The sequence below is a fragment of the Mesorhizobium sp. B3-1-7 genome, from assembly GCF_006439385.1.
GTDB lineage: Bacteria > Pseudomonadota > Alphaproteobacteria > Rhizobiales > Rhizobiaceae > Mesorhizobium.
Genome location: NZ_VFTL01000010.1, coordinates 141,855 through 166,028, shown reverse-complemented (window position 1 = coordinate 166,028; position 24,174 = coordinate 141,855). Strand labels below are relative to the sequence as shown.

Below are 24,174 nucleotides of genomic sequence, written 5' to 3'. Positions count from 1 at the left end.
CCTTGAAAATTGGCCATCGCCATCGCGATTTCGTCATTCTATGGCGAAGCAAGGAGCGAAGCGACGCGGCGCAGACCATAGAATCCATTCCGTGACGTTGAGGCGTTACCACGGTCCAGAATTCTGCTCCGCTGCACCCCTCGCGCGAGGTCACGGAATGGATCCTCGGGTCTGCGCGCGTCGCTTCGCTCCTTGCTCCGCCCGTGGATGACGAAGTTCGGGCGCTTCGGCTAATCTCTGAGGTCTGCGATCCGCTTCGTTCGGCAAAGGTGTCGATCACGTTCGTGATTAGCCGGAACGCTCGTCAGGTTGTCATTCTATGGCGTCGCTCGCCCGTGGATGACGAAGTCTACGCTTGCAAAATCCGCGTGACAAAGTTTGACGTTTACGTAAAAAGAAGGTGCGAGATCGACGGATGGTTTCGCTTCGGCCATGCACTAGGATTGGCTGGAACGCAGGAGGAACAGATATGTATCGCGCGCCGGTCGAGGACATCGCCTTCACGCTGAAGCAGGTGGCCGGGCTGAAGCCGGCGCTGGACGCCGGCACCTTCGGCGATCTCGGCGAGGATATTGTCGATGCGATCCTGGCCGAGGCCGGGCGCTTCGCCAGCGAGGAGGTCGCTCCCCTCTACAAGATCGGCGACGAGCAAGGTGCTGTGCTCAAGGACGCCTCCGTCACCACGCCGCCCGGCTGGAAGGAACTCTACCGGCGCTGGATCGACGGCGGCTGGAACGCGCTGTCCGGGCCGGAAGAATTCGGCGGCCAGGGCCTGCCGACGATGCTCGGCGTCGCCGCGCTCGAAATGTGGAATTCCGGCGCCATGGCCTTCGGCATCGGCCCGACGCTCACCATGGGCGCGGTCGAGGCGCTCGACAAGCACGCTTCGCAGGAACTCAAGGCCAAATACCTCGCAAAACTCGTCTCCGGCGAGTGGATGGGCACGATGAACCTGACCGAGCCGCAGGCGGGCTCGGATCTCGCGGCCTTGCGCAGCCGTGCCGAGCCCGTCGGCGACGGCACCTACCGCATCTTCGGCCAGAAGATATTCATCACCTATGGCGAGCACGATTTCACCGACAACATCGTGCATCTGGTGCTGGCCAGATTGCCCGACGCGCCGGCCGGAACGCGCGGCATCTCGCTGTTTTTGGTGCCGAAGTTCTTCGTCAACGACGATGGCTCGCTCGGCGCCCGCAACGACGTCTTCTGTTCCAGCCTCGAGCATAAGCTCGGCATCCATGCCTCTCCGACCTGCACTATGATCTATGGCGACGGTTTCCAGGGCGCCAACCCCGGCGCCATCGGCTGGCTGATCGGCGAGGAGAACAAGGGCCTGGCCTGCATGTTCACGATGATGAACAACGCCCGCCTTGCCGTCGGCATGCAGGGCGTGGCCGTCGCCGAGACAGCCACGCAGAAGGCGATCGCTTATGCCAATGAGCGCCGCCAGGGCAAGGCCTCGAACTATTCCGGCTCCGGCATGGCGCCGATCGTCCATCATCCCGATGTGCAGCGCAGTTTGCTCACCATGCGGGCGCTGACCCAGATCGCCCGCTCGATCAGGTATTCCTGCGCGCATGCGCTCGATCGCGCGCGCCTCGGCGAGGGCGAGGCCGCCGCCAATTGGCGCGACCGCGCCAACCTGCTGACGCCGCTTGCCAAAGCCTTCTCGACCGATGTCGGCGTTGAGGTCGCCTCGCTTGGCGTCCAGGTGCATGGCGGCATGGGCTTCATCGAGGAAACCGGTGCCGCGGCGCTTTATCGCGATGCTCGTATCGCGCCGATCTATGAAGGCACCAACGGCATCCAGGCGATCGACCTTGTGGCGCGAAAGCTGCCGCTTGGCGGCGGTGAGCATGTGCATTCCTATATCGGCGAGTTGAAAGCGATGGCCGATGCGGTGCGCACGTCCAACATCGAAGGCTTCGGCCGCACCGCAGACAATCTCGACCGCGCGCTGTCCGATCTCGACGAAGCGACCCGCTTCTTGCAGAAGCTGCTTGCCGGCGGCAAGGCGGACGCCGCCATGGCCGGCGCCACGCCCTATCTGCGCCTGATCTCGCTCGCCGCCGGCGGCGCCTATCTGGCGCAAGGCGGGCTCGCCGACCGTGGCCGCATCGCGCTTTGCCGCTTCTTTGCAGAAAACCTGCTTGGCGAGACGCGCGCGCTGAAGGAGCGCGTCATCGACGGCGCCGAAAGCCTCGCTGCAGCCGGCAAGGCGCTGATCTCCGCCTGAATAGCCCGACATTCGAAGGAACCGATAGTGACCGACCATATCCTCGTCGAGCGCCAGGGCGCCGTGCAGATCATCCGCATCAACCGCCCGGACAAGAAGAACGCGCTGACGCGCGCCATGTACGCGAAGATGTCGACCGCGCTTGCCGAAGGCGATGCCGATCCGGCGGTCCGCGTGCATGTGTTCCTCGGCGTTCCGGGCGCCTTTTCCGCCGGCAACGACCTTGCCGATTTCCTGGTCATCGCCACTGGCGGCGAGGGCGGCAACGAGGTCTGGGATTTCCTGATGGCGCTGGCCAAGTCCGAGAAGCCGATTGTGTCGGGCGTCGACGGTATTGCGGTGGGCATCGGCACCACGCTCAACCTGCATTGCGATCTGACATTCGCTACGCCGCGCACGCTGTTCCGCACGCCCTTCGTCGATCTCGGCCTTGTGCCGGAGGCCGGCTCAAGCCTGATCGCGCCGCGGCTCCTGGGACGGCAGGGCGCCTTCGCGCTGCTCGGCCTCGGCGAAGGCTTTTCGGCCGAGCGCGCCAAGGCGGCCGGTCTGATCTACGACGTCGTCGAAGAGAGCGCTCTGGAAAGCGCGGTGCTGGCCGCCGCCGGCGACATCGCCGCCAAGCCGCCGCAGGCACTGAAGATCGCGCGCGACCTGATGCGCGAACCGCGCGAGGAACTCGTCGCCCGCATCAAGGTAGAAAGCGAGCATTTCCGCGAGCGGCTGAAATCGGACGAGGCGCGCGCGGCGCTGACTGCGTTCATGACCCGCAAGAAGGGATAGGCGCGAAGCCCATCCGGAAAGGGGCGCCCTCTGTGGCGGACGCCCGCGGACTTGTCACGTTAGCTTCTTGGCCGCCTGTTCATCTAGCGCCTTGCCGAAAGCCTCTGCTGTCCATCCGGCTTCGAGCGCGCGGTGGAACAGCGCTTGCTGCGTTTCCGGCGCCAGCCCGCCGATCGGCGGATCGCGATCGAGATTGGTCGGGAAGGAATAGCCCTCCGCCGTCGAGGCGATCGCGTTGGCGGCCGCTGCCTTCGAAATCGCGCCTTCTGCCAGCATTGTCTGGATCGCGGGATAGAGCGCGCGGCTCATCCTAGTGCGGTCCACGCTCTCCATCGCGCGGCCGTAACCCGAAGACACCTGCAGCAGATTGGCCATGCGCCGGATGTCGGCGGAGCGGTTGTTGCCGGCGGCATGGAACAGCGCCGGGTTGAAGAAAGCGGCATCGCCCTTTTCCAACGCAAGCTGCACGTGATGCTCGGCGAAATACGCCTTGAACTCCGGCAGGCCGGTGGCGAGATATCCGGGCAGATAGGCCTGCGAGTAGGGGAGGTAGAGCGTTGGGCCGCTCTCCAGCGGCATATCGCAATGGGCGACGGCCCCCTGCAGCGTCAGCACCGGCGAGATGGAGTGCACATGCACCGGATAGCGCTCGATCACTTCGGGGGTCTGGAAGCCCAGATGATAGTCGCGATGCGCCGATTGCGCGGCGCCTCCGGGATTAACGCAGTTGATCTGCGAGGTCATCTGATAGGCCGGCCCAAGCCAGGCTTCCGAGATCAATGCGATGATGTCGTTGCCGTAATAGGCGGCGAAGGCTTGCGGATCGCGCAGGCAGAATTTCTCCAGCGCATTCCAGATGCGATCATTGGCGCCCGGCTTGGCGAAATGGTCGCCGCCGCCGGTCCCGATGGCGTGCTGCTCGGCGATCATCTCGTTGAAGAGCTTGGTCGCCCTATCGATCGGCGCCGTGTCGGCGAACGCTTTCTTGAAGGCCACGACGCCAGGCCCGCTGGTCATCGCCTCGACCCACTCCGCCAGCAGCGCCTTGCGTGTCTCGGGCTCGGCCGCCGCCTTGCAGACAGCATCGCCGTCATAGACGAGCACGTTCTTTTCGACGCCGGCGGCGAAGGGGTAGTCGGCGAGGTTGGTCGCTTGCTCGACGATCGCCCGGAAGCCTTCGATGTCGCACTGGTCCTTGGTCAGCCAGACCCGTTCGGACCTGACCTTGGCTGGGTTGTCGGCCTTCATGACGCATCCTCCTGTTGCGATCCCGGTTGTCGTTGCCGTATACCGCAATCTGCGGCGCCGGTTGCCTCCAAAACACCTCAAAAACACCTCAGAAGATGTCTCGCCCCTTTCTCGTCAAGGATATCGCTCTCCAGGCCGGGCTCAGCCTGGCGACGGTCGACCGCGTCCTCAACGAGAGGCCGGGCGTGCGCGAGCACACCGTACGGCGGGTCAGGCAGGCTATCGGCGAGCTTGAAAAGCAGCGCGCCCAGATCGGCCTTTCCGGCCGCAAGCTTGTCCTGGACGTCGTCATGGAAGCGCCGTCGCGCTTCAGCGAGGCGGTGCGCCAGGGGCTCGAGCAGGCGATGCCGTCGCTGCAGCCGGTGATCTTTCGCGCGCGCTACCATTTCGCCGAGACGCGCGGCGTCGGCGACACGGTCGCCATCATCGAGACCTTGCGGCGGCGCGGCAGCAACGGCGTGTTCCTCAAGGCGCCCGATGTCGCGGAGGTCAGGAGCGCGACGGCCGGGCTCATCGCCGCCGGGATTCCCGTCGTCACCCTGGTGACGGATCTTCCCGACACCGGGCGACAGGCCTATGTCGGCATGGACAATCGGGCGGCCGGCGAGACCGCGGCCTATCTTCTCGGCGAGTGGCTTGGCGGCGGACCGGCGCGCATCCTCGTCACCATCAGCAGCAACCGGTTTCGCGGCGAGGAGGAGCGCGAGATAGGCTTCCGGCAAGCGCTTCGCGAGCGCTATCCGGCGCTCGGCATCGTCGAGGTCAGCGAGGGCCATGGCCTCGACCGCAACACCGGCATGCTCGCGCTCGCGGCCTTGCGGGCTAACCCCGACATTGCCGGCGTCTATTCGATCGGCGGCGGCAACCGTGCCATCGTCGAAGCCTTCGCCGCGCTCGGCCGCACGTGCCGCGCCTTTGTCGGGCATGATCTCGACGCCGACAATCTCGCGCTCCTACGCGCCGGACGTGTCAGCGCCGTGCTGCATCACGATCTCGGCCACGACATGCGAAACGCCTGTCTGCATGTCATGCGCGCGCATGGCTTGCTGCCGAAATCGCCGGTTTCGGGCATGGCCAACATCCAGATCATCACGCCCTTCAATGTGCCGCAGGCGGCTGGCAACACATAGGGGCAATGCCACAGTGCTTCAGGGATAAAGCCTGACCTTGTCCCAACCGCCTTGCGCGTTGCGCGAAAAGACGACCCGGTCATGCAGGCGGAACGGCCGGTCGTGCCAGAACTCGATCGTTTGCGGCATGATGCGGAAGCCCGACCAATGTTTCGGCCGCGGGATCTCGCCGATCGCGTAGCGCGCCGTGTATTCGGCCACCGCCTTCTCCAGCGCGAAGCGGCCCTCCAGCGGCCGCGACTGTTTCGAGGCCCAGGCGCCGATGCGGCTGCCGCGCGGCCTGGTCGCATAATAGGCGTCGGCCTCTGCGTCGCTGACGATCTCCACCGGCCCGCGCACCCGCACCTGGCGGCGCAGCGATTTCCAGTGGAAGCACATCGCCGCCTTCATGCTGCCAAGAATCTCGCGGCCCTTGGCGCTCTCGAAATTCGTGTAGAAGACAAACCCCTTTTCGTCGAACCCCTTGAGCAGCACCATCCGCACATCCGGCATGCCGTCGGCATCGACGGTTGCCAGGGCGACGCCGTTGGCGTCGTTGATCTCGCTTTTGGTTGCGTCCTCCAGCCATGCGGCAAAGAGCCGGAACGGCTCCGCAGCCTCTGTGAAGTCACTGCTTGTTAACTCGGTTTCGTTCATAGTTTTCCAAATTTTTAATATTGCGGGAGGAGTTCGCCGATTGTCGCGTATCGCGCAAGCTTTTGACAGCGGGCAATGGAGCGTTATCGCTTCGGCCAGTGCCAAGGCTGCGCTGTTGACGTTGGCGCTTCCTCTTGCCGCCTGCGGCGCCGGCGGGTTCAGCCTGGAAAAGGCGGAGGTCGATCGCTCGATCATCACCTCCAGCGCGCCGTCCTCGCCCGCGGCTCCGGCGGCGGCCGACAAGGACTCCGATCAGACCACCATCGGCAACGCCGTTTCCTCCGCCGACATCAAGGAACTGGGCGGCCAGTCCGTGCCATGGGCCAATGCCGACACCGGCTCGCGCGGCGCAATCACCGAATTGGTGGAACTGAAGGATGGCGGCCTGACCTGTCGCCGTTTCAGCGCCACGCGCGAGAGCTTCGACGGCGTTGCCCTCTACAAGGGCGAGCTGTGCCTGGCCGGCGCCGGCGGCTGGCGCATGCAGGAATTCAAGGCGCTCTGATTTCGGGCACTCTGATTTTCGGGCGCCAATTCCCCTTGCGCCACTGGAATTTCTTCCTATGCGAGCGCATATAGGGGGCGACCCGTGAATTCAATCTCTCTTGCAGGCAGGAAGCATGCGCGACCCCTATGAGGTGCTGGGCGTTGCCAAGAACGCATCGGCCAAGGACATAAAATCGGCTTATCGCAAGCTCGCCAAGAAGCATCATCCGGACCAGAATCCGGATGATCCCAAGGCGAAGGACCGTTTTGCCGCCGTCAACCAGGCATACGAAGTCGTCGGCGACGAGAAGGCGCGCGGCGCCTACGATCGCGGCGAGATCGACGCCGAGGGCAAGCCGAAATTCCAGGGTTTTGAAGGCGCGGCCGGCGGCGATCCATTCGCCGGGTTCCGCCGTCAGCAGGGCCCGGGCGGCGCGCATTTCGAGTTCCGTAGCGGACGTCCGGGCGGCGATCCGTTCGACGGCAACAGCGACATCTTCAGCCAGATCTTCGGCGATGCCTTTTCCGGCGCCCGCGGCGCCGGCCGGGGCGATCGCCGCCAGCCTGTCCAGGCGGCCGACCTCAACGTCACCATGGACATCAGCATCGAGGAGGCAGCCAGCGCCGATAAGGTGACGGCGATGTTTCCGGACGGCCGCAAGGTGGCGGTCAAGCTGCCGGCCTATGTCGAGGACGGCCAGACGATTCGTCTGAAGGGCCAGGGCGAGCAGGGCCAGGGCCAGCCGGGCGATGCGCTGGTCAAGATCCACATCCGCCGCCACGCCCGCTACCGCATCGAAGGGCGCGACCTGCATGTCGATCTGCCTGTCGATCTGGCCGACGCCGTGCTCGGCGCCAAGGTGGCGGTCGAGACGCCGACCGGCAAGCTCGCGGTCAACGTTCCGGCATGGTCGAGTTCCGACAAGGTGCTGCGCCTCAAGGGCAGGGGCCTGCCGGAAAAGGCCGGCGGCCATGGCGATCTTTATGCCCATGTGCGGCTGATGCTGCCGGAAGGCGGCGATACCGAGCTTGAGGCCCTTATGCGCCGCCAAAAAGGCTGATCGGCGGAATTTTGTTCCTGGTGCAGTGTCTTTTGGGCGCTTGAAGGGGCTTTGTGCCTGTGCGATAGGGCTCTCCACAAAGCAGATATTCTTGCGGAGAGCTTGCACATGGCAGGTGGACAGGGCCTGATGGCCGGTAAGCGGGGCCTTATCCTGGGCGTTGCCAACAATCGGTCGATCGCTTTCGGCATCGCCAAGGCGTGCGTCGATCATGGCGCCGAGATTGCGCTGACCTATCAGGGCGAGGCCTTCAAGAAGCGCGTCGAGCCGCTGGCGGCCGAGCTCAACGCGCATGTCGCGGGCCATTGCGACGTGACCGACCCGGAAAGCCTCGACGCCGTCTTTGCCGACATCGCCGGGCATTGGGGCAAGCTCGATTTTCTCGTCCACGCGATTGCTTTCTCGGACAAGGACGAGCTGACCGGCCGCTACGTCGAGACGACGCGCGACAATTTCCTGCGCACCATGGACATTTCGGTCTATTCCTTCACCACCATCGCCAAGCGCGCCGAGCCGCTGATGACCGATGGCGGCTCGCTTTTGACGCTGACTTATTACGGCGCCGAGAAGGTGATGCCGCATTACAACGTCATGGGCGTCGCCAAGGCGGCGCTCGAAGCGAGCGTGCGCTATCTCGCCGTCGACCTCGGCGCCAAGAAGATCCGCGTCAACGCGATCTCGGCCGGTCCGATCAAGACGCTGGCCGCCTCCGGCATCGGCGACTTCCGCTATATCCTGAAGTGGAACGAGTACAATTCGCCGCTCAAGCAGACGGTGACGCAGGAAGAGGTCGGCGATTCCGGCGTCTACTTCCTGTCGGATCTGTCGCGCGGCGTGACCGGCGAGGTCCATCATGTCGATTCCGGCTACCATGTCGTCGGCATGAAGGCGGTCGACGCGCCGGATATCTCGACCGTCAAGGACTGATCGCCTCCGCTTATCATCCGTCCAGGCCCTGGCCCGACCTACGGAAGACCTGATGTACCCGCTCGTCTACATCGCGCGCCACGGCCAGACCGAGTGGAATGCCGAGCACCGCCTGCAGGGTCAGGCCGACACCGACCTCAACGATTTTGGCCGCGAGCAGGCGAGGCTCAACGGCCGGCGGCTGGCGGAGCTCGTCAGAAATCCTGCGGATTTCGACTTCGTCGCCAGCCCGATGCGGCGCACCCGCGAGACGATGGAACTGGTGCGCGAAGCGATGGGGCTCGATCCCTCCGCCTACCGCACCGATGCGCGCCTGGTGGAGATAAGCTTCGGCGACTGGCAAGGTTTTACCTTCGCCGAGCTCGAGGAACGCGCCCCCGGTTCAACCAACGGCCGTCGCCACGCCAAATGGGATTTCCAGCCGCCCGGCGAGGGCGCGGAAAGCTACGAGATGCTGCTCGAGCGGATCAAGCCGTGGCTCGACGCGCTGCGTCAGCCGACCGTCTGCGTCACCCACGGCGGCGTCATCCGCTGCTTCTTCCGCTTCGTCGCGGGCTTTTCCAAGCAGGAAGCCGCCGGCCTCGAGGTGCCGCAGGACCGACTGCTGCGACTGGAAGGCCGGAGCTTGGAGTGGTTGTGAGGAAGACGCCTCTGCTTCGTCATTCTAGGGCGAAGCAGGAGCGAAGCTCCGTCGCGGAGACCCTGGAATCCATGCCGCGACCTAGGTCAAATGGTAAAAACGGTGCAGAAGAGAACTCGTTCTGCACCGCTGCAAAGCGTCGACGTAACGGAATGGATTCTAGGGTCTGCGCGCGTCGCTACGCTCCTTGCTTCGCCCTAGAATGACGAAACACGGACGCTTCAGCCTCCAACTCGAAAGCTAATTCTGGTCGCTGTCCGGCAACTGCATGTCCGTCACGACATTCTCGCCATTGGTCACGTCAAAGGCGATGACGATGTCCATGCCGGGCTTCAGCGAGTCGATATCGGTCTCGGCGTTGAGCTTGTAGGCCTTGCCGTCGTCAAGCGTCAGCGTCAGCGTGTCCTTGTCGACCTTCTTGATCAGGCCTTCGGTCTGGCCGGCGAACGCGGCGGCGGTGGAAATCAGCAACATGGCGCAGGCGGCGCCAATCAGGGTACGCATCGTCGTCCTCTTTGGTCATTGCGCCGGCTGGTCAGCGGCGGATCCTCAACGGCGGATGGGAAGAGAGCAGAAACCAACCGAATGTGTCAAAACTAAATCCGCCAGATCACAGTTTGATGCAGCCGTTTGACCACTGTGGAAAACGCCAATAGAAGGCAAGCCGGCAGCGCCGCGCGTGCTTTTGGATGCGCAGGGGATGCTGCACCACTTCAGGTTGCCGGCTCCGCCGCCGGGCAGGGCGTTTTCCATGTCTCATAACACATTCGGCCATCTCTTCCGCGTCACCACCTGGGGTGAAAGCCACGGCGCCGCGCTCGGCTGCGTTGTCGATGGCTGCCCGCCTGGCATTCGCTTCAAGCGCGAGGATATCCAGGCCGAGCTCGACCGCCGCCGCCCTGGACAGTCGCGCTTCGTCACCCAGCGCCGCGAGCCGGACGAGGTCAAGATCCTGTCCGGCTTCATCCTCGACGAGGACGGCGAGACGATGATCACCACCGGCACGCCGGTGTCGATGCTGATCGAGAATGTCGACCAGCGTTCCAAGGACTATGGCGAGATCGCCCGCCAGTACCGGCCGGGCCATGCCGACTATACCTACGACGTCAAATACGGGCTGCGCGACCACCGCGGCGGCGGCCGCTCCTCGGCGCGCGAGACGGCAGCCAGAGTGGCGGCGGGCGCCTTGGCGCGCAGGATAGTTCCCGGCATGACGGTGCGCGGCGCGCTGGTCTCGATGGGCGAAAAGTCCATCGATCGCGCCAACTGGAATTGGAATTTCGTAGGCGATGCCGAAAACCCGTTCTTCACACCCGATCCTGCTTCGGTGCCTGTCTTCACCCGGTATCTCGACGGCATCCGCAAGGCCGGCTCCTCGGTTGGCGCGGTGATCGAGATCGTCGCCGATGGCGTGCCGCCGGGCCTCGGCGCGCCGATCTACGCCAAGCTCGACCAGGACATCGCGTCGGGCCTGATGTCGATCAACGCCGTCAAGGGCGTCGAGATCGGCAACGGCTTCGAGGCGGCCCGCATCACCGGCGAACAGAACGCCGACGAGATGCGCATGGGCAATGACGGCAAGCCGGTGTTTTTATCCAACAATGCCGGCGGCATCCTGGGCGGCATTTCGACCGGACAGGCGATCGTCGCCCGCTTCGCCGTCAAGCCGACCTCGTCGATCCTGACCCCGCGCCAGTCGATCGACAAGGACGGCAAGGATGTCGAGGTGATGACCAAGGGTCGCCATGACCCTTGCGTCGGCATCCGCGCCGTGCCGATCGGCGAGGCCATGGTTGCCTGCGCGGTCGCCGATCATTATCTGCGGCACAGAGGACAGACAGGGAAGGCAGTAGGCAGTAGGGATTAGGCAGTAGACCGCCCGACACAGCCGTTTTCTTTCTTCTACTGCCTACTGCCTACTGCCTACTGCCTAATTCCTGCGAGCGAAGCGAGCGCGCCATGCCATACGACCAGAAGAAGATCGTCGAAGCGATCCGCGCCTTCGAGCGCGGCGAGATCGTCGTCGTCATGGACGATGACGGGCGCGAGAACGAAGGCGATCTGATCGTCGCCGCCGTCCACTGCACTCCGGAGAAGATGGCCTTCATCGTCCGCAACACCTCCGGCATTGTCTGCACGCCGATGCTGCGTGACGATGCCAGGCGGCTGAACCTCGCGCCGATGGTGGCGGACAATGACTCCGCCCACACCACCGCATTCACGGTCAGCGTCGATTTCAAGCACGGCACCACGACCGGCATTTCCGCCGACGACCGCACGCTCACCGTGCGCAACCTTGCCAACGGCAATGTCGGCCCGTCCGATTTCGTGCGTCCCGGCCACATCTTCCCGCTGATCGCGCGCGAAGGCGGTGTCTTGATGCGCTCCGGCCACACCGAGGCCGCGGTCGACCTCTGCAAGCTTGCCGGCCTGCCCCTGGTCGGTGTCATCTCCGAACTGGTCAACGACGACGGCACGGTCAAGCGCGGCCCTGAAGTGCAGGCCTTCGCGGAACAGCATGGCCTGAAGCAGGTCTCGGTCGCAGACCTCATCGCCTACCGCCAGCGCAAGGAAACGCTGGTCGAGCGCGTCGCCTGCTCCGACATCGACACGCCCGGCGGCAAGGCGCAGGTCTTCACCTACACGCTGCCCTGGGATTCCATGCACCATGTCGCGGTCGTCTTCGGCGATATCCGTGACGGCGAGGACGTGCCGGTGCGCCTGCATTCGGAAGATGTCGTCACCGACGTCTTCGGCACCAGCCATCGCCTCGACGGCATCATGAAGGCGATGGGCGAGCGCAGGCGCGGCGTCATCGTCTATCTGCGCGAAGGCTCGGTCGGCGTCGCCCACCAGGAGCGCAAGCGGCCCGCGAGTGGCGAGCGCGAGGACCATGAGGAAGCCCGCCGCCGCGAGAACGAATGGCGCGAGATCGGCCTCGGCGCCCAGATCCTCAAGGATCTCGGCATCTCCTCGATCAACCTGATCGCCTCTCGCGAGCGCCACTATGTCGGCCTCGAAGGCTTTGGCATCCACATCGCCAAGACCGAGATTCTTTAGGCTGCCGGGGCGCCGAAGGTCCTGGCGGCAGCCCCGCCGGCGTTGCTGATTGACCAGAGCCTCCGCGACGGAGGCGATTGGCCGGGGCCTCCGCGACGTCGTCATCTCGGGTCTATGCCCCGCTTCGAGTCGCTCCGCCCGTGAATGACGAAGTCGCGTAGGTCTCGGCTAACTTCCAACGTCTGCGATGATGATCGGACGGCCGAATAATCGTCACTCCGCAGGCACCACCGCTTCGCCCCTGTCCGCGTCGCAATCGCCCGTCGCCAGCCGGCACTGCCCGGCAAGCACGGTGGCCAGCGCGATCGCCCCGGCCGCCACCGACACCCAGAACCCGTTCTGCGGACCGAAATTGTCGACCATCCAGCCGGCGGCGAAGGAGCCCAGCGCCATGCCGATGCCGATGCCGGTGGTTACCCAGGTGACGCCTTCGGTGAGCATTGCCGGCGGCACGTGGCGCTCGATCAGGCCGAAGGCTGTGATGAAGGTCGGCGAGATCGCGACGCCGCTGACGAAGACCGCCAGCGCCAACGTCGGCACCGTGTCGGCGAAAAGCAATGGCAGCGTGGTGAGCGCGATCACCGTGACCGCGACCGCGAGTTGCCGCTGCAGCGGCGCCTTCAGGCTGAGCGCGCCGACGATGATGCCGAGCACGAAGGATCCAAGCGCATAGACGCCGATGACGAGGCTTGCAGCCTCGGGCTGGCCGAGCGCCTTGGTGATGGCGACGGTGGTGACTTCCGTGGTGGCGAAGGTCGCGCCGACGAAGATCAGCGCGAAGGTGATGATCTGCACCGGCCGCAGGCGGATCGCCGAACCGGCCGCGCCATGTTCCGCCGGACGTACCGGTGGCTCGGACGAGCGCTGCAGCAGGAATGCCGCCGAACCGAGCGCGAGCAGCAACGTGCTGACCACCATGCCGGCTTCGGGAAACAGCGCCGCGCTCAAGCCCACTGACAGCGAGGCTCCGGCGACATAAACCAATTCGTCCGCAGCCGATTCGAACGCGAAGGCGGTGCTCAACTCGGGACGATCGCGAAAAATCTCGGTCCAGCGAGCCCTGACCAGCGCCGGGATGTTGGGCATGGCGGCGGCAAGCAGCGCCGACCCGAACAGGGTCCAGGCCGGCCAGTGCTGGTTGGCCGCCACGATCAATGTCGTGAAGGCAAGCACCGAGACAAGCGTGGTCGGCAGGGCAATCGCGCTTTGGCCAAGCTGATCCACCCATCGCGAGATCTGCGGTGACAAAACAGCATTCACAAGGGCGTAGGTCGCGGAGACCGCCCCGGCCAGCCAATATTCGCCATGCGTCTGCGAGAGCATCGCCACGATGCCGATCGGCGCCATGGCGATCGGCAGCCGCGCGATGAAGGCGGCCGCGGCAAAGCCTTTCGTGCCGGGAGCCCGAAAGATGTCCGCATAGGGGTTTCGCATGATCCTGCTCCTCGACAAGGTTGCATACTAAAACTACATGCGCTGCGTATGAATGTGAGATAGTTCATACGCTGCGTATGTCAATTGGCATACGAGGCGTATGTTAGTAGAGCCAGAGCCATGCACAGACCGCGCAAGGAGATGATCGCCGAAACGCGCGCCAAGCTGATCGCGGCCGCCCGCCACGCCTTCGGCACGGTCGGCTACGCCGAGGCCTCGATGGACGATTTCACCGCGTCGGCCGGCCTGACGCGCGGCGCGCTCTACCATCATTTCGGCGACAAGAAGGGGCTGCTGCAGGCGGTGATCGCCGAGATCGACGGCGAAATGGCTGTACGGGTGAACGAGGTGGCTTCGAAGGCGCCGACCCGCTGGCAGCATTTCGTCGATGAATGCACCAGCTATATCGAAATGGCGCTGGAGCCGGAAATCCAGCGCATCATGTTCCGCGACGGCCCGGCGGTGCTCGGCGACCCGGCGCAGTGGCCGAATGCCAGCGCCTGTATCGCCTCGATGACCGACCATCTGACGAAGCTGCAGGACGAGGAGGTGGTCGTTCCAGAGCTTGATCCCGAGACGACCTCACGGCTGATCAATGGCGCCAGCAGCCAGGCCGCGCAGCGCATCGCCAATTCGAACGATCCCGAAGCGACGTCGAAGAAGGCGATCGCGGCGTTCAAGCAACTGCTCGAAGGCTTGCGCAAGAGGGTTTGACGGCACGCTTGGGTAACCAAGCCACCGGGTTGTGCACCGCTTTCCGGCCGGCACAACCCCGCCGCGATTGACAATCAATAGGGCGAGCGCATCCTCCACCGCCAACTCTTACAGCGCCGCGCGTTCTTTGAACGCGCAAGGACGCTGTAAAAACTTTGATTCAGCGCATGGCCCTTCCCGAAATCGATTCCGATTTTCGGGATCATGCGCGGGGGTGTGGAGAGTCGGGGCATGTGGGACTTCAGCATCGCCAAGTCGGTGTCCATCATGATGCGGACATGGCCGTTCATCGTCTTTCGCATGATCGTCTATTTCGGCATCACGGTCGCCTACATCATGGCGACCGGCACGGGCGCCAGCGTCGGCTACGGCGTCGGCCACATCTCGACCGATCCCGACGGGCCGATGTCCTTCGCGCTGTGGGGCGGCGTGGTCGGCTTCGGCGTCGTGTCGATCGCCGTCTACTGGATCCGCGAATACATCCTCTATGTGCTGAAGGCGGGCCATATCGCCGTCATGGCGCATCTGATAGACGGCCACGATGTCCCTGACGGGCAGAACCAGATCGCCTATGCCAAGGAAGTGGTCACCCAGCGTTTCGCCGAGGCCAACATCCTTTTCGTCGTCGACCAACTGGTCAAGGGCGCCATCCGCGCCATCACCGGCCTGATCGGCGGCATAGCCGCCTTCCTGCCGATCCCGGGCCTGAGCGGCCTGGTCGGCTTCATCAACACCGTCATCCGTATCTCGCTGACCTATGTCGACGAGATCATCCTCGGCTACAACATCCGCATCAATTCGAACTCGCCCTTCGAGACGGCCAGGCAAGGTGTCGTCCTCTACGCCCAGAACGGCAAGCACATGGTCAAGAACGCCGTCTGGCTGGCGGCGATCATGTGGGGCGTGTCCTTCGTCATCTTCCTGTTGATGCTGGCGCCCGCGGCCGCGATCCTCTGGGTCATGCCGGGTCAGCTTGCCGGCTGGGCTTTCGTGCTGGCCATCGTCTTTGCCTGGGCCTTCAAGGCGGCCTTCATCGAGCCCTTCGCCATTGCCTCGCTGATGCAGGTTTATTTCGAAGCCATCGAGGGCCAGGTGCCCAATCCCGAATGGGACCACCGGCTGGCCGAGGCCTCATCCAAGTTCAGGGAACTGCGCGACAAGGCGCTGGGCTCCTTCGGCGGCGGCTCGCGCTGGGATACGCCCCGGGCCGCTTGATCAGGATTTCGAAGGACCGCCTAAAGCGCGTCGCGTCGAAACGGATTCACGCGACGCGCTTTAGGTCGTTGCTTGATGCATGTCGTTGTCGCAAAACCGAGGTCACTTTTGCGCGACATGCATTAGCCTTGCGATCGCCGATTTGAGCGGCGCCTCGCCGGCGCCGCGGAAAGTCTCGCTCATCACAAGCTCCGGCAGCGGCAGGCGCTTGCCCCAGCCATGCGCCTCGAGATCGGGCTTCGGCGCGAAGGCTGAGACGCGGCCGACGCAGAGATAGGCGATCGGCGTCACATGTTCCGGGATCGACAAGAGCTGCTTCAGCGCTTCCGTCTCGATGATGCTGACCCAGCCGACGCCGACACCCTCGGCCCGCGCCGCCAGCCAGAAATTCTGCACCGCGCAGACGGTGCTGTAGAGGTCCATCTCCGGATTGTGCCAGCGCCCGAGCGGCGAATCCTTCGACCGCTGCCGGTCGCAGGTGATGCACAAATTGAGCGCGCTTTCGCAGATGCCCTCGAGCTTAAGCTTGCGGTACAGCGCCTGCCGTTCCGCCTCGATCGCCGGCAGTTCCTGCTCGCGCGCGGCGAGGAACAGGTCGCGCACCTGCCGACGTCTGCCTGCGTCGCGGATGACGATGAAGTTCCACGGCTGCATGTAGCCGACCGACGGCGCATGATGCGCGGCGGTGATGAGCCGCGCCAACACGCTGTCATCGAGGTCGTCGGGGACAAAATGGCTGCGCACGTCACGCCTGGTGAACATCGCCCGATAGACCGCGTCGCGCGCCAATTGGTCAAAGTCGTCGCCGCTCGCGGCGATCGCTGCTGCCGTCATCGCTTTTCCCCTTGCGACAAGCAGTCCCCCGCCTGACCAAGCGGAAAACCATGTCTGCCGGGCCGGTCTTCTGGCTCGGGATCCTCCCGCATCCGGCGCCTTCCCGTCATCGACAGTGGCTTTGCCGGCGCGGTCCCCCTCACAGCGTTGGGCACGCCACGGAGTTCAACCGTGTTCCCGATTCTCCCGCGTCGCGGGCACCAGGCAGCGAAGAACCTTACCGCGAAGCTTGCGCCGCGCCAATGGCGCCAGCGACATGGGCTGGCGCAATTTTCCCCAGCCATTCGGCTTTCAAACATGGTCATCCGCGCCGCCGGTGCCTAGATTAGGCGCCATGGCCACCCGTCTCTACACGCACCCGATCTTTCTGGAACACCTCACGCCGCCCGGCCATCCCGAGCGGCCCGACCGCCTGCGCGCCATCGAACGCGTGCTCGACGACGAGGCTTTTTCGGCGCTCGACCGCGTCAAGGCGCCCGAAGGCGATGAGAAAACGATCCTCTATGCGCATCCCGAGGATTTCGTCGAGCGCGTGCGCGCGGCGATCCCTGAGAACGGCATCGTCTCGATCGACGCCGATACCAGCGCCAGCCCGAAAAGCTGGCAGGCCGTGGTGACGGCGATCGGCGGCGCCAACGCGGCGGTGGACGACGTCTTCGAGGGCCGTGCCGCCAACGTCTTCGTCGCCGCCCGTCCGCCGGGTCACCACGCCGAAAAGACCACCGCGATGGGCTTCTGCCTGTTCAACACGGCCGCGATCGCCGCCCGCTACGCGCAGAAGAAGCATCAGGTCGAGCGCGTCGCCATCGTCGACTGGGACGTCCACCACGGCAACGGCACACAGGACATTTTTTGGGACGACCCGTCGGTTCTCTATTGCTCGACGCACCAGATGCCGCTTTATCCCGGTACCGGAGCGAAAAGCGAAACCGGCGCCGGCAACATCGTCAATGCGCCGCTCGCGCCGCAGACCGGCAGCGACCTGTTCCGCGACGCCTTCCTGTCGCGTGTGCTGCCCTCGATCGATGCGTTCGCGCCGGACTTGATCATCATTTCCGCCGGTTTCGACGCGCACCACCGCGATCCGCTCGCCGAGATCAACCTGACCGAGGACGATTTCGACTGGGCGACCGGGCAATTGATGGAGCGCGCCGGCCGCCACAGCTCCAACAGGCTCGTCAGCCTGCTGGAAGGCGGCTACGATCTGCAGGGACTGGCATTTTCAGTCGCCGCCCATGTCGGGCGGCTGATGAAGGGATAGGCTATGGCATTGGAAGGCAATGAGGACGTCAAGGCGATGAGCTTCGAACAGGCGCTCGACGCGCTGGAGAAGATCGTCGATGATCTTGAGCGCGGCGACGTCCCGCTCGACCAGTCGATCAAGATCTACGAGCGCGGCGAAGCGCTGAAGGCGCATTGCGACCGTCTGCTGAAAGCGGCCGAGGACAAGGTCGAGAAGATCAGGCTGTCGCGCGACGGCAAACCGGTTGGAACGGAGCCGCTCGACGCTGAGTAATTTGGACGACGGTGGGGCAAAGAAAGCAGGTAAGGAGTTCAAGCTATGTGCCGCAACATCAAGACCCTGGCCAATTTCGAGCCGCCGGCGACCAATGACGAAGTGCATGACGCAGCGCTGCAATTCGTGCGCAAACTGAGCGGCTCGACCAAGCCCTCCAAGCGCAACGAACATGCCTTCCACCATGCCGTCGAGGCGATCACAGCTGTCGCGCGCGAATTGATCGATTCGCTCGAAACCAACCAGGAACCGCGCAATCGCGAGGAAGAGGCGGCCAAGGCGAAGGCCAGGTCGGCGCTGCGTTTCGCCTGAGGATCCGATATGAGCTTTTTTCCGGGAAACGATCCTGAACCGGGCGATGCCTTCGCCTGCGACCAGATCGAGCTGATGGTCGTCCCCAACGCCAAGGACATTGGCGGCTTCGAGGTGCGCCGCGCCCTGCCGACGGCGAAGCGCCGTCTGGTCGGGCCGTTCATCTTCTTCGACCGCATGGGACCGGCGATCCTGCGCGCCGGCCATGCGCTCGACGTGCGCCCGCATCCGCATATCGGGCTGTCCACCGTCACCTACCTGTTCGACGGCAAGATCAGGCATCGCGACTCGCTCGGCACTGAAATGGTGATCGCGCCGGGCGACGTGAATTTGATGACCGCCGGGCGCGGCATCGTCCATTCCGAGCGCACGCCGGAGGAGTTGCGCGGCGCGCCGATGTCGGTCTCCGGCCTGCAGACCTGGCTGGCGCTGCCCGACGGCAAGGAGGAAATTGCCCCGGTGTTCGCGAACACATCGGTGGCCCGCTTGCCGCAGATCGATGCCGAGGGCGTCAGCGGCCGCGTCGTCATCGGCGAATTCTCAGGCCTGCGCTCGCCCGTGGCGACCGCCTCGGACACGCTTTATGCCGATCTGCGCTTAGCGTCGGGCGCGAGCGTGAAGATCCCGGCCGATGCCGAGGAGCGCGCCATCTACACACTGGAAGGCGAAGTCTCGATCGCAGGCGATATTTTCCCGGCCGAGCGGCTCCTGGTGTTCAAGCCGGGCGAGGAGATCGTCGTTTCCTCCGAGCGCGGCGCGCATTTCATGCTGTTCGGCGGGGCTTCGCTCGGCTCCAAGCGCTACATCTGGTGGAATTTCGTCTCGTCCTCCAAGGAACGCATCGAACAGGCCAAGCAGGAATGGAAGACAGGCCGCTTCGATATCGTTCCCGGCGATGAGGAAGAGTTTATCCCGTTGCCCGAAGGTTAGGATAGGCGTCGTCGGCGCGTCACTGGCGCGCATTTACATTCGTCCGCCGGCGGCCTATTCCGCGCATGATTATGGCGCAATCTGCTGATAGCGCCGTGTTCGATCGATAAGGCAGGACGCGCCCGAGTGAAGCCAGACACGCCGCTGCTCGACAAGGTCCGCATTCCGGCGGATTTGCGGACGCTCGATGAGGGCGCGCTGCCGCAATTTGCCGCGGAACTGCGCGCCGAGCTTATCGACGCCGTCTCGCAGACGGGCGGCCACCTCGGCGCCGGCCTCGGCGTCGTCGAGCTGACGGTTGCCCTGCATTATGTCTTCGACACCCCGGCAGACCGGCTGATCTGGGACGTCGGCCATCAGGCCTATCCGCACAAGATCCTGACCGGCCGCCGCGACCGCATCCGCACGCTGCGCCAGGAGGGCGGCCTCTCCGGTTTCACCCGGCGCGCCGAGAGCGAATACGACCCGTTCGGCGCCGCGCATTCGTCGACCTCGATCTCGGCCGGCCTCGGCATGGCCATGGCGCGCGACCTGTCGGGCGGCCGCAACAATGTGATTTCCGTCATCGGCGACGGCTCGATGTCGGCCGGCATGGCCTTCGAGGCGCTGAACAATGCCGGCGCGCTCGACGCCCGGCTGATCGTCATCCTCAACGACAACGACATGTCGATCGCGCCGCCGACCGGCGCCATGAGCGCCTATCTGGCCAGGCTCGCCTCCGGCAAGGCCTATCTCGGCCTGCGCGATTTCGGCAAGAAGCTGACATCCTATCTCGGCAAGCGCGCCGACCGCGCCATCACCCGGGCGGTCGAGCATGCGCGCGGCTACGTCACCGGCGGCACCCTGTTCGAGGAGCTCGGTTTCTATCACATCGGCCCCATCGACGGGCACAATCTCGAACATCTGATCCCGGTGCTGAAGAACGTGCGCGACAACGGCAAAGGCCCGGTGCTGGTCCATGTCGTGACCCAGAAGGGCAAGGGCTACGCGCCGGCGGAGGCCGCGGCCGACAAATATCACGGCGTCAACAAGTTCGACGTCATCACCGGCGCGCAGGCCAAGGCGCCGGCCAACGCGCCCGCCTACACCAAGGTGTTCGCCGAAAGCCTGATCCAGGAAGCGCGTGAGGACGACCGTATCGTCGCCATCACCGCCGCCATGCCGAGCGGCACCGGCCTCGACCTGTTCGGCGAGATATTTCCGCTGCGGACCTTCGATGTCGGCATCGCCGAGCAGCATGCGGTGACCTTCGCCGCCGGGCTGGCCACCGAAGGCTACAAGCCCTTCGCCGCCATCTATTCCACCTTCCTGCAGCGCGCCTACGACCAGGTCGTCCACGACGTTGCGATCCAGAAATTGCCGGTGCGCTTTCCCATCGACCGCGCCGGTTTCGTCGGCGCCGACGGCGCCACCCATTGCGGCGCTTTCGACACCACCTTCCTCGCTACGCTGCCGGGCTTCGTCGTCATGGCCGCCGCCGATGAGGCGGAACTGCGCCATATGGTGCGTACCGCGGCGTCCTATGATGACGGCCCGATCGCCTTCCGCTATCCGCGCGGCAACGGCGTCGGCGTCGACATGCCGGAGCGCGGCTCGCTGCTCGAAATCGGCAAGGGTCGTATTCTCAAGGAAGGGACCAAGGTCGCCCTGCTTTCCTTCGGCACGCGGCTGCAGGATTGCCTTCTGGCCGCTGAGGAACTCGGCGCGGCTGGTCTCTCCACCACGGTTGCCGACGCCCGCTTTGCCAAGCCGCTGGACGAAGATCTCATCCGGCGCCTCGCCCGCTCGCACGAAGTGCTGGTGACCGTGGAGGAGGGCGCGATTGGCGGTTTCGCCAGCCAGGTGCTGCATTTCCTCGCCCATGAAGGCCTGCTGGAAAGCGGCCTCAAGGTGCGCCCGCTGGTCTTGCCGGACATGTTCGCCGACCATGCGAAACCCGAAAAGATGTATGCCGATGCCGGCCTGGATTCGGTGGGTATCGTGCGCACGGTCTTCGCGACGCTCGGCCGTGGCGTTCAGGCGCAGCGTGCCTGAATCAGGACTTCAAGACCTGAATCGTTTTGCCGGCTTCCGGATGTAACTATCTGTTAACGCTCCCGTTTGGCGGTTCGCTTACCCTGTCTCTTGGCCGATTTTCAACGGCGCCCTGCTAGAAGCTCGAGCCAGGCAGGGAGACAACAAAAATGAAAACGCTTCTGTGCGGCGTGGCCCTTTTGGCTGCCATGGCCGCGCCTGTGACAGCCGAAACGCGTTACGACCGCAACCTTGAAAAGGCGGTGCTGGATATCGTCGCCGGCAAGATGGGCAACATCCGCGGCGCCTTCTCCTACAGGCAGGTTCCTCAACTCGTCATGGTGCCGGAAGCGACGACGCCGGCTGTGCCGGCGCCGGTCGAGCCGCCGCGCAAGGAAGCTTCCGGCAATGATGGCCTGACGCCGGCCGTCGAGCGCCGGGTTTCGCGAACCGTATTTTAGAACCACATATCGCGCACGCAGCGGCCGTCGCGCGGCAGGTCGTCATACGTATCGAGGCCGTCGAAATGGTCGATCGGCAGGTCGGCGACGTCCTCGGGCGGCGCCAGTCTGACATTGACGGCGATGCGCGTGCGGCCGCTCTTGCCGGAACGCAGGCCGCGCCAGGCGACGACGCAGGCGCAGGTCGGGCAGAACAGGATCTCCAGCGAAGGTTCGGCCACCCCGGCGCGCGTATAGGATTTCAGCGGCCCGGCGACGCGAATGCGCTCGTCGACATAGTCGTAGGCCCAGAGCGTGCCGTAGCGGCGGCAAAGCGTGCAATTGCAGGCGGTGATTCCACCGGGATCGCCTTCCAGCGTCCAATGGACCGCGCCGCAATGACAGGTACCCTTCAGCATCGCCACCTCCACCGACTGACGAACGGCCCGTTCCTGTCCGCATTCTGCAGCCTGTCGCCCGATATTCAAACCCATTGCGTTCGCGCCCGGCCTTCGCCAATGAAGGCCGATGAGTTCCCCTTTGCCAGCCAGCCAGCGCCAGCGGCTCGACGAATTGCTCGTCGGGCGCGGCCTGTTCGCCAGCCGCTCGCGTGCCCGCGACGCGATCGAGCGCGGCACGGTAACGGTTGACGGCATCGTTGCCCGCAAGCCCGGCCAGGCTGTCGCGCCGGACTGCCTGGTCGCCATCGACGATCCGGCGCAGGCCTATGTGTCGCGCGCGGCATTGAAGCTGATCGCCGGCCTCGATCGTTTCGGCCTCGATCCTTCCGGAAGCGAGGCGCTCGACATCGGCGCCTCGACCGGCGGCTTCACCCAGGTGCTGCTCGAGCGCGGCGCGGCGCATGTCACGGCGATCGATGTCGGCCACGGCCAGATGCATCCCGACATTGCCGGTAACCCGCGTGTGACGGTGATCGAGGGGCTGAACGCCCGCGACCTGACGGCGGCCGATCTCGGCGGCCGCGCTCCCGCTTTCCTGGTCTGCGACGTCAGCTTCATCTCGCTGAAGCTGACGCTGCCGCCGGCGCTGCAATTGGCGGGCGAGGGCGCCAGGGCAATTCTTCTGGTCAAGCCGCAATTCGAGGCCGGGCGCGAGGCCATCGGCAAGGGCGGCCTGCTCAGGCAGCCAGAAGACGCTGAGCGCATTGCTGTCAGCTTGGCTGATTGGCTTGCCGGCATTCCCGGCTGGCGGGTGCTCGGGCTGCACCCGTCGCCGATCGAAGGCGGCGACGGCAACCGCGAGTTCCTGCTCGCCGCCATAAAGGATGCGGGGTCGCGATGAGCACACGCTTCACCGTCGCCAGACTGGGCTCGCAAGGCGACGGCATCGCCAACGCCGAGGGCGGGGAGGTCTTCATCCCCTTCACGCTGCCGGGCGAGACGGTCACGGCCGCGCGCCAGAGGGATCGCGCTACGTTGATGTCGGTGTTGGAAGCCTCGCCGCTCAGGATCTATCCGGCCTGCCGTCATTTCACCGAATGCGGCGGCTGCGCGCTGCAGCATTACGAGGCTGAAGCCTACCGGCAATGGAAGCGCGAGAAGGTCGTGCAGGCGCTGAAGGCCAAGGGCATAGCTTGCGAGATCGCTGCGCTGGTGCCGTGCGTGCCGCACACCCGCCGCCGCGTCACCTTCAGCGCCAGGCGCACCGATGCCGGCATGCTGCTCGGCTTCGTGCGCGCCCTGTCCTCCGAGATCATCCCGATCGACGAATGCCCGATCTCGCTGCCGGCGATTGTTTCGGCGCTCGATAAATTGCGTGCTCTGGCCGGATTGGTCTGCGCCACGCCGAAAGCGTTCCATATGACGGTGACCGTCACGGCTTCGGGCCTCGACATTGCCGTCCATGATGCCGGCAAGCTCGGCGACCACCAGCGCCGCATCGCGTCGAATTTCGTCATGGCCGAGGGCCTGGCGCGGCTTTCCGTCGACGGCGAGATCGTCGTCGAACCGAAGAAGCCGGTGGTGCAGTTCGGATCCGTCGCCGTCGCCCTGCCGCCCGGCGCCTTCCTGCAGGCGACGGAAGCCGCCGAGCAGGCGATGGCGGACCTTGTCGGCCAGCACCTGTCGCGCGCCAGGAAAGTCGCGGACCTGTTTGCCGGTTGCGGCAGCTTCGCGCTGCGGCTTGGCGTGAAGTCGGAGGTCCATGCCGTCGAAGGCGATGCGCCGGCGCTCGCCGCACTCGACCGCGCCTTTCGTTTCGCCGGTGGCCTGAAGCGGGTGACCAGCGAACGCCGCGACCTTTTCCGCCGGCCGCTGACCTTCAAGGAGCTGAACGCTTTCGACGGAGTGGTCTTCGATCCGCCGCGCGCCGGCGCCGAGGACCAGTCGAAGCAGATCGCCCGTTCCGACGTGCCGCTGGTCGCCGCCGTCTCCTGCAATCCGGTGACGCTGGCGCGCGATCTGCGCATCCTGATCGATGGCGGCTATACGCTGAAGAGCGTCACGCCGATCGATCAGTTCCTGTGGTCGCCGCATGTCGAGGCCGTGGCGCTTTTGGAGAAGCCGAAGCGGCGGCGGTAGCCTTGCCGGTTGCAGCTCA

Annotated in this window: 25 protein-coding genes and 1 riboswitch; of the genes, 19 read left to right on the top strand and 6 right to left on the bottom strand. The window is 64.9% G+C overall.

Features of this window, described 5'->3' with window-relative positions; genetic code table 11:
• Positions 1 to 469: 469 nt before the first annotated feature.
• Positions 470 to 2,239, top strand: coding sequence for an acyl-CoA dehydrogenase (locus FJ417_RS11245; protein WP_140783444.1), 1,770 nt, complete (start codon positions 470 to 472; stop codon positions 2,237 to 2,239).
• A 27-nt stretch (positions 2,240 to 2,266) separates the two neighbouring features.
• Positions 2,267 to 3,019, top strand: coding sequence for a crotonase/enoyl-CoA hydratase family protein (locus tag FJ417_RS11240; protein WP_140783443.1), 753 nt, complete (start codon positions 2,267 to 2,269; stop codon positions 3,017 to 3,019).
• A gap of 54 nt (positions 3,020 to 3,073) precedes the next feature.
• Here the strand turns inward: FJ417_RS11240 and FJ417_RS11235 are convergent, their stop codons facing one another.
• The gene (locus FJ417_RS11235; protein WP_140783442.1) at positions 3,074 to 4,267 is read right to left on the bottom strand and encodes a phytanoyl-CoA dioxygenase family protein; all 1,194 of its coding nucleotides are present in this window, start codon (positions 4,265 to 4,267) and stop codon (positions 3,074 to 3,076) included.
• A gap of 95 nt (positions 4,268 to 4,362) precedes the next feature.
• On the opposite strand from FJ417_RS11235, the gene FJ417_RS11230 reads away from it, so the two are divergent.
• Positions 4,363 to 5,397 carry a LacI family DNA-binding transcriptional regulator gene (locus FJ417_RS11230; protein WP_140783441.1) on the top strand — a complete coding sequence of 345 codons (1,035 nt, stop codon included), beginning with the start codon at positions 4,363 to 4,365 and terminating at the stop codon, positions 5,395 to 5,397.
• Between the two features lie 18 nt (positions 5,398 to 5,415).
• On the opposite strand, the gene pdxH is transcribed toward FJ417_RS11230, so the two are convergent.
• Positions 5,416 to 6,033, bottom strand: a complete 618-nt coding sequence (gene pdxH / locus FJ417_RS11225) for a pyridoxamine 5'-phosphate oxidase (protein ID WP_140783440.1) — start codon at positions 6,031 to 6,033, stop codon at positions 5,416 to 5,418.
• Between the two features lie 40 nt (positions 6,034 to 6,073).
• Here pdxH and FJ417_RS11220 point away from each other — a divergent pair, with 40 nt between their 5' ends.
• From FJ417_RS11220 to FJ417_RS11205, 4 genes are all read left to right on the top strand, one after another.
• Positions 6,074 to 6,538 (top strand): RT0821/Lpp0805 family surface protein, encoded by a 465-nt coding sequence (locus FJ417_RS11220; protein ID WP_140783439.1) that lies wholly within the window; start codon positions 6,074 to 6,076, stop codon positions 6,536 to 6,538.
• A 115-nt stretch (positions 6,539 to 6,653) separates the two neighbouring features.
• Positions 6,654 to 7,580, top strand: coding sequence for a DnaJ C-terminal domain-containing protein (locus FJ417_RS11215; RefSeq protein WP_140783438.1), 927 nt, complete (start codon positions 6,654 to 6,656; stop codon positions 7,578 to 7,580).
• 108 nt (positions 7,581 to 7,688) lie between these two features.
• The gene (fabI, locus tag FJ417_RS11210) at positions 7,689 to 8,507 is read left to right on the top strand and encodes an enoyl-ACP reductase FabI (protein WP_140647257.1); all 819 of its coding nucleotides are present in this window, start codon (positions 7,689 to 7,691) and stop codon (positions 8,505 to 8,507) included.
• A gap of 52 nt (positions 8,508 to 8,559) precedes the next feature.
• Positions 8,560 to 9,147 carry a histidine phosphatase family protein gene (locus tag FJ417_RS11205; RefSeq protein WP_140783437.1) on the top strand — a complete coding sequence of 196 codons (588 nt, stop codon included), beginning with the start codon at positions 8,560 to 8,562 and terminating at the stop codon, positions 9,145 to 9,147.
• Positions 9,148 to 9,387: 240 nt separating this feature from the next.
• On the opposite strand, the gene FJ417_RS11200 is transcribed toward FJ417_RS11205, so the two are convergent.
• On the bottom strand, positions 9,388 to 9,651 hold the full coding sequence (locus FJ417_RS11200) for a DUF1344 domain-containing protein (RefSeq protein ID WP_140783436.1): 264 nt from the start codon (positions 9,649 to 9,651) through the stop codon (positions 9,388 to 9,390).
• Positions 9,652 to 9,898: 247 nt separating this feature from the next.
• Between FJ417_RS11200 and aroC the strand changes: the two genes are divergently transcribed.
• Together aroC and ribB are read left to right on the top strand one after the other, a co-directional pair.
• A complete protein-coding gene (gene aroC / locus FJ417_RS11195) occupies positions 9,899 to 11,014 on the top strand; it encodes a chorismate synthase (protein ID WP_140647259.1) in 1,116 nt (371 codons plus the stop codon).
• Between the two features lie 92 nt (positions 11,015 to 11,106).
• Positions 11,107 to 12,207, top strand: coding sequence for a 3,4-dihydroxy-2-butanone-4-phosphate synthase (gene ribB / locus FJ417_RS11190; protein ID WP_140659136.1), 1,101 nt, complete (start codon positions 11,107 to 11,109; stop codon positions 12,205 to 12,207).
• Between the two features lie 213 nt (positions 12,208 to 12,420).
• On the opposite strand, the gene FJ417_RS11185 is transcribed toward ribB, so the two are convergent.
• Positions 12,421 to 13,641 (bottom strand): MFS transporter, encoded by a 1,221-nt coding sequence (locus tag FJ417_RS11185; RefSeq protein ID WP_140783435.1) that lies wholly within the window; start codon positions 13,639 to 13,641, stop codon positions 12,421 to 12,423.
• A gap of 120 nt (positions 13,642 to 13,761) precedes the next feature.
• Here FJ417_RS11185 and FJ417_RS11180 point away from each other — a divergent pair, with 120 nt between their 5' ends.
• Both FJ417_RS11180 and FJ417_RS11175 read left to right on the top strand, forming a co-directional pair.
• Positions 13,762 to 14,355: a TetR/AcrR family transcriptional regulator gene (locus FJ417_RS11180; protein ID WP_140783434.1), complete on the top strand. Its 594-nt coding sequence runs from the start codon at positions 13,762 to 13,764 to the stop codon at positions 14,353 to 14,355.
• A 231-nt stretch (positions 14,356 to 14,586) separates the two neighbouring features.
• Positions 14,587 to 15,570 carry a hypothetical protein gene (locus tag FJ417_RS11175; RefSeq protein WP_140783433.1) on the top strand — a complete coding sequence of 328 codons (984 nt, stop codon included), beginning with the start codon at positions 14,587 to 14,589 and terminating at the stop codon, positions 15,568 to 15,570.
• A gap of 102 nt (positions 15,571 to 15,672) precedes the next feature.
• Here the strand turns inward: FJ417_RS11175 and bluB are convergent, their stop codons facing one another.
• On the bottom strand, positions 15,673 to 16,404 hold the full coding sequence (bluB, locus tag FJ417_RS11170; protein ID WP_140783432.1) for a 5,6-dimethylbenzimidazole synthase: 732 nt from the start codon (positions 16,402 to 16,404) through the stop codon (positions 15,673 to 15,675).
• A gap of 42 nt (positions 16,405 to 16,446) precedes the next feature.
• A riboswitch (cobalamin riboswitch) is annotated at positions 16,447 to 16,624 on the bottom strand.
• A gap of 114 nt (positions 16,625 to 16,738) precedes the next feature.
• On the opposite strand from bluB, the gene FJ417_RS11165 reads away from it, so the two are divergent.
• From FJ417_RS11165 to FJ417_RS11140, 6 genes are all read left to right on the top strand, one after another.
• The gene (locus tag FJ417_RS11165; RefSeq protein WP_140783431.1) at positions 16,739 to 17,665 is read left to right on the top strand and encodes a histone deacetylase family protein; all 927 of its coding nucleotides are present in this window, start codon (positions 16,739 to 16,741) and stop codon (positions 17,663 to 17,665) included.
• A gap of 3 nt (positions 17,666 to 17,668) precedes the next feature.
• Positions 17,669 to 17,920 carry an exodeoxyribonuclease VII small subunit gene (locus tag FJ417_RS11160; RefSeq protein ID WP_140647267.1) on the top strand — a complete coding sequence of 84 codons (252 nt, stop codon included), beginning with the start codon at positions 17,669 to 17,671 and terminating at the stop codon, positions 17,918 to 17,920.
• A 45-nt stretch (positions 17,921 to 17,965) separates the two neighbouring features.
• Complete coding sequence (locus FJ417_RS11155; protein WP_140647268.1) at positions 17,966 to 18,232, top strand: DUF2277 domain-containing protein; 267 nt, start codon at positions 17,966 to 17,968, stop codon at positions 18,230 to 18,232.
• A 9-nt stretch (positions 18,233 to 18,241) separates the two neighbouring features.
• Complete coding sequence (locus FJ417_RS11150; RefSeq protein ID WP_140783430.1) at positions 18,242 to 19,162, top strand: pirin family protein; 921 nt, start codon at positions 18,242 to 18,244, stop codon at positions 19,160 to 19,162.
• 126 nt (positions 19,163 to 19,288) lie between these two features.
• Positions 19,289 to 21,196, top strand: a complete 1,908-nt coding sequence (dxs, locus tag FJ417_RS11145) for a 1-deoxy-D-xylulose-5-phosphate synthase (protein WP_140783429.1) — start codon at positions 19,289 to 19,291, stop codon at positions 21,194 to 21,196.
• A 149-nt stretch (positions 21,197 to 21,345) separates the two neighbouring features.
• Positions 21,346 to 21,636 (top strand): hypothetical protein, encoded by a 291-nt coding sequence (locus tag FJ417_RS11140; protein ID WP_140783428.1) that lies wholly within the window; start codon positions 21,346 to 21,348, stop codon positions 21,634 to 21,636.
• Here FJ417_RS11140 and FJ417_RS11135 read toward each other — a convergent pair.
• Positions 21,633 to 22,034 carry a GFA family protein gene (locus FJ417_RS11135; RefSeq protein WP_140783427.1) on the bottom strand — a complete coding sequence of 134 codons (402 nt, stop codon included), beginning with the start codon at positions 22,032 to 22,034 and terminating at the stop codon, positions 21,633 to 21,635. The two genes, FJ417_RS11140 and FJ417_RS11135, sit on opposite strands and share 4 nt — an antisense overlap.
• 109 nt (positions 22,035 to 22,143) lie before the next feature.
• Between FJ417_RS11135 and FJ417_RS11130 the strand changes: the two genes are divergently transcribed.
• Together FJ417_RS11130 and FJ417_RS11125 are read left to right on the top strand one after the other, a co-directional pair.
• Positions 22,144 to 22,917 carry a TlyA family RNA methyltransferase gene (locus FJ417_RS11130; RefSeq protein WP_140783426.1) on the top strand — a complete coding sequence of 258 codons (774 nt, stop codon included), beginning with the start codon at positions 22,144 to 22,146 and terminating at the stop codon, positions 22,915 to 22,917.
• Entirely contained in the window at positions 22,914 to 24,155 is a 1,242-nt protein-coding gene (locus tag FJ417_RS11125) for a class I SAM-dependent RNA methyltransferase (RefSeq protein ID WP_140783425.1), read from the top strand. The genes FJ417_RS11130 and FJ417_RS11125 overlap by 4 nt, the downstream gene beginning before the upstream one ends.
• Positions 24,156 to 24,174: the final 19 nt, after the last annotated feature.